The sequence below is a fragment of the Nocardia sp. NPDC058497 genome, assembly GCF_042720195.1.
Classification (GTDB): domain Bacteria; phylum Actinomycetota; class Actinomycetes; order Mycobacteriales; family Mycobacteriaceae; genus Nocardia.
Window position 1 is genome coordinate 1 of record NZ_JBHXMY010000501.1, and the last position, 4395, is coordinate 4395.

At 69.9% G+C, this 4395-nt stretch carries 4 protein-coding genes and 2 pseudogenes; 3 read left to right on the top strand and 3 right to left on the bottom strand.

Going from position 1 to position 4395, the window contains the following annotated elements:
- Both ACFWPJ_RS25865 and ACFWPJ_RS25870 read right to left on the bottom strand, forming a co-directional pair.
- Positions 1-443 (bottom strand): annotated as a pseudogene (locus ACFWPJ_RS25865) (hypothetical protein); the annotation flags it as partial.
- 291 nt (positions 444-734) lie between these two features.
- A complete protein-coding gene (locus ACFWPJ_RS25870; protein ID WP_378855024.1) occupies positions 735-1349 on the bottom strand; it encodes a dihydrofolate reductase family protein in 615 nt (204 codons plus the stop codon).
- A gap of 188 nt (positions 1350-1537) precedes the next feature.
- Between ACFWPJ_RS25870 and mihF the strand changes: the two genes are divergently transcribed.
- The gene (gene mihF / locus ACFWPJ_RS25875; protein WP_019045768.1) at positions 1538-1852 is read left to right on the top strand and encodes an integration host factor, actinobacterial type; all 315 of its coding nucleotides are present in this window, start codon (positions 1538-1540) and stop codon (positions 1850-1852) included.
- 79 nt (positions 1853-1931) lie between these two features.
- On the opposite strand, the gene ACFWPJ_RS25880 is transcribed toward mihF, so the two are convergent.
- Positions 1932-3116 (bottom strand): FHA domain-containing protein, encoded by a 1185-nt coding sequence (locus ACFWPJ_RS25880; RefSeq protein ID WP_378855026.1) that lies wholly within the window; start codon positions 3114-3116, stop codon positions 1932-1934.
- A 405-nt stretch (positions 3117-3521) separates the two neighbouring features.
- On the opposite strand from ACFWPJ_RS25880, the gene ACFWPJ_RS25885 reads away from it, so the two are divergent.
- Both ACFWPJ_RS25885 and ACFWPJ_RS25890 read left to right on the top strand, forming a co-directional pair.
- Complete coding sequence (locus tag ACFWPJ_RS25885) at positions 3522-4184, top strand: TetR/AcrR family transcriptional regulator (RefSeq protein WP_378855028.1); 663 nt, start codon at positions 3522-3524, stop codon at positions 4182-4184.
- Positions 4181-4395: pseudogene (locus ACFWPJ_RS25890) on the top strand (hypothetical protein); the annotation flags it as partial. The gene ACFWPJ_RS25885 and the pseudogene ACFWPJ_RS25890, both read left to right, overlap by 4 nt.

A 4395-nucleotide genomic window follows, 5' to 3' on the forward strand; every position in this document is an offset into this window, starting at 1 on the left:
CCCGGCCCGCCGGGCGAGTTGTTGTGCTGGACGTTGACCGCCGACCACAGCATGCCCGCGATCACCACGCCCGCCAGCGCGCGCAGCGACCAGGTGCGGTGCTGATAGAGCGAGGCCAGCCGGGCGCGCGGGTTGGACTCGCGGCGCTGCGCGGCGATGGCCTTGCGGGCCAGCATCACGTCGGCCATCTCGGCCCGCTCCATCTCGGCGGTGGTCTCGCGCAGCCGGTCGGCATGGGCGGAGGCCGACTTGATCTGCTTCCAGCGCTGGTCGCGCTCGTAGGTGCGGATCTTCTCGGCGAGTTCGCGCTCGGCGCGCAGCTCGTCCTCCGACAGCGCGTCGGTCAGGGCCGGATCGGACTGGTAGGCGATGCGCCGCCTGGCCCGTTCGACCCGGACCGGCAACGCAACGACCTCGTCATCGAGCGGGTGTTCCTCGCGCATCGCAACTCCAGTTAGCAAAGGGGTTCGCCGGGTCGCGTCATTCTTGCGCATAAGGTGGCGGAGAGCACAACCGCGGGCCGGTTGGGGCCGGCCCGCGGAGGCCGGAAAACGTCTGGCGCACAACTGTGTAGCTGGTACCGCACTGTCACGGGGAGACGGTGACGACCGGGTAACCGGTCGCGCCCGGGGCCGAGGAGCTTCGTTGATCCTCCGTGGTTCGCCGTTGAACCTTGATCCCGTTTTGTGCTTCTGCTGATTGTTTCGCCGCAGGCGGGGGCGGTGTTACGTGGGTCACTCGGTGGAGTAGTCGCCGTACGTCGGTGCGCCGTCGGCGCGGTAGCTCGCGATGAGCACGCCGGTGGAGGTGGTGCGTGATTCGGTGAGGGTGAAACCGGTGGGTCGCACCGTATCGGTGAACAGTTTCTTGCCGGTGCCGAGCACCACCGGGAAGGTCAGCAGGTTCATCGTGTCGATCAGACCGGCCGCGAGCAGGGTCTGGGCGAGCGCGCCGCTGCCGTGCATCTGCAGTTCCCGGCCGGGGCGGGCCTTGAGGGCTTTCACCTCGGCCACGATGTCACCGTGCAGCAGGGTGGTGCCCGCCCAGCTCGCCTCGGTGAGGGTGCCGGTGGCGACGTACTTGGGCAGGTCGTTGAGTTTGGTCGCCACCGGGTTGTCCGGGTCGTCGATCTTGGGCCAGTACCCAGCGAAGATGTCGTAGGTGCGCCTGCCGAGCAGGAATGCGTCGACCCGGTCGAACACCGAGTCCATGAAGGCGCCGAAGTCCTCGTCGCCGTAGGGGACCGACCAGCCGCCGTGCGTGAAGCCGTCGCTGGTGTCCTCCTCCGGGCCGCCCGGCGCCTGATAGACACCGTCGATGGTGAGGAACTGGGTCAGGGATAGCTCCATGGTGACGATCCTTTCGTCCGTTTAGTCCGTCTTGCTGGTCGTTCACCCATTACGACGGGCTCACCACGCAAAACTCATCGGCGTATCCTCGCGGTGTGTCGGACTGGTGCTGCCGTTCGGTTGCTGTTTACTCGGTCCGTCAATCAGATGTTCGAGTTGTTCGAGTGACGAGTGGAAGCGGAGGAGACATGGCACTGCCTACGATGACCGCCGAACAGCGCACCGAGGCGTTGGCCAAAGCGGCTGCCGTGCGCAAGGCGCGCTCGGAACTGATCGGCAAGGTGAAGGAGGGCAAGGTCACCGTCGCCGATCTGCTCAAGAAGGCCGACAGCGATGACCTGGTCAAGAAGACCAAGGTCGCTGCGGTGATCAAGGCGCTGCCGGGTGTCGGCCCGGTGAAGGCGGCCAAGCTGATGGATCAGGCCGAGATCCCCGAGGATCGCCGCATCGGCGGGCTCGGTGCTCGCCAGCGCGCGGCCCTGCTCGACGCCCTCGAGGCCTGAGCCGAACGGTGATCCGACGCCCGTGGACGCACAGCGTGCACACCACGGGCGTCGGAATAGTTCGGCCTGATGCGGTTTCTCAGACGCAGTAGGTCAGCAGGAAATCGTTGATCCGCAGGCGCCAGCCCGGCTGTAGCTCGATGGGCAGGGTGCCGACGCGGGACCAGCGTTCGGAGTCGGGGGCGGCGAAGAACGTACCGGAGGTGGCGGGGGCTTCCCGGACGAACACCTTGCCACGGTCGGGGGCGACGAAGGCATGGACCCGGGAGACGAGCCGGTCGCGTTCGATCAGGATGGGGGTGGCGGCGGCGGCCCGCACCGATTCGTCGCCGGAGGGGTTACGGCCCAGGACATAGGGCCGGTCCAGCGGGTAGCTGAGCCCGTCCTCGGTGACCAGGGCGCCGCGCGGGCTACTCGGCTGCGGCCCGGATTTTCCCAGCGCGACGGGCTCGGCCCGCTTCGCCGCATCCAAGGCCTGCGACCAGGCCAGGGGAGCGTTGGTGGCCGGGGTGTTGCGCGGGCCGGTGCTGACGGTGACGCCGTCACCGGTGGTCGGCCGGGAGCCCGTGCTCACCGTCTCGCCGTCGGCGTCGGGCACGAAACCGGTTGCCGGACCGGCGGATCCGGGCGCGGACTCCGCGGGCAGGGCGAAACCCGCGGTGGCCGGCCTCGCCTCGCCGTTCTCGGCGTGGCCGGACGGTTCGCGCAGTGCCCGGAATCCGGTGGCTTCGGTCGGCGGCGGCTCGTCGATCGCCTCGACGCGGCGCGGCGCCGGATTGCGGCGACGGCCGAGAGTGAGCACGAAACCGTTGCCGGTGACGATGCCCGCCCGCAGATCGGTGCGCGGATTGGCGCTGGTCGGGTCGGCCATCTCGGCGCCGACCGCGATCCGGCGGACGGGTTCGCGGATGATCTCGTCGACCCAGGTGAAGGCGCGGTCGCCGGCGAGGCGGCGGTTGCCCTCGGCGCCGGAGATCTCGGCGATCACCGCGCCGCGCAACAGGATCAGCATCCCGTCGGCGGTGGGCGCCAGCACGCCGAACGGCGGGGGTGCGGAGGAGCCACCGAAGACGACACCGGCCAGTCGCTGGGCCAGCGCCGCACCGGGTGCCGAGGCCGCGGTGCTCATCGCGACGGTCTCGACCGCGCCGAGCAGGCGATCGGTGGACGGTGTCTCGCCGGCGAGATAGACGACGACGTCGCCGAATCGGGCGACGATCCCGGTCCCGGGCACGATGGCCACGGTGGACGAATGCGCGCGCATCAATGCCTCCTTGTCGGACTGGCCGTTGTCAGCATAGAACGACTCGCGCGCGGGGGTCGGGGGATGTGGCCACCCCGGCGGCGCCGGTCGCGTCGGTCGGCTGCCGCGCGGCGGCAGTACGCCACTGGCACTGGCGGTTTCGGCCGGATCGAGGCGAAGCGCAGGCCATACCGAGGATTGGGATCGGTACCGCGAGCACCCACGCGGCGACGGCGGTGCCTGCCGAGACGGCGAGCGCGAGCAGGGTGAGCGTGCCCGCGAGGAAGGTGCGCGGGACGGATCCCCTGTGGTGCAACAGGGATCGGTGCCGGCAATGCGTTCGGCGCGGTGAGCTCGCGGGCTTTCGGTGAGAAATACAAACATTGTTCGTGTCAAACGACGTTCGTGGACCAGTATGATCGGCGCATGAACGCCGCACCCGTCAGTCGCCGGGCCAGACCGGCGAAAGCCCCGCTCAGCCGCGAAGTGGTCATCGAGACCGGATTGCGCATCCTCGACGCCGACGGCTCAGCCGCACTGACCATGCGCCGGGTCGCCCAGGAACTCGATACCGGCGCCGCCTCGCTCTACGTCTACGTCGCCCATCGCGACGACCTGATGACCGGCATGCTCGACCTCGTTCTGTCCACCGTGACCACGCCCACCGGCGGGGACTGGCGGCAGCGCCTGACCGCCCTGGTCGAGAACGCGATCGAGGCGCTCGGCAGGCATGAAGGTCTCGCCCTGCACGCCTTCGGCCGGATCCCGGCCACCGAGCACGCGCTCGGCCTGATCGAACAGCTGCTCGCTCTGGTGCGCGAGGGTGGGCTGGATCCGGCGACCGCCACCTGGGCCGTCGACCTGATCCACCGGCACATCACCGCCGTAGCCGCCGAGCAGGCGGCCTGCACCGCGCCGGGGTACCTCACCGAGATCACCCGGCGTTTCGCCGAACTGCCCGCCGAGCGGTACCCGACCATCGTCGCGCTGCGTGCGCAGATGCCGGCGGGCGGTGGCGAGGTCCGCGCCCGGTGGGCCCTGCGCGCCCTGCTCAACGGCATCATCGCCACCCCGGTGGACGCGCGGTGACCGGCGTCGATCAGCCAGGGACCGCCGAGCGGCGACCGGTAGTCGGCGGCCCGATCCGGCCCGCGAGCGAGTCGGAGATCCCGGTGCTGCAGGAGATCGAGCAACTGGCCGGCGCACCGTTCGCCGAGGTGGGAATGATCGCCGTCGCCGAGGACGAGCCGCCGCAGGCCGACACCCTGCGCGAGTACATCGCCGCCGAGCGCGCGTGGGT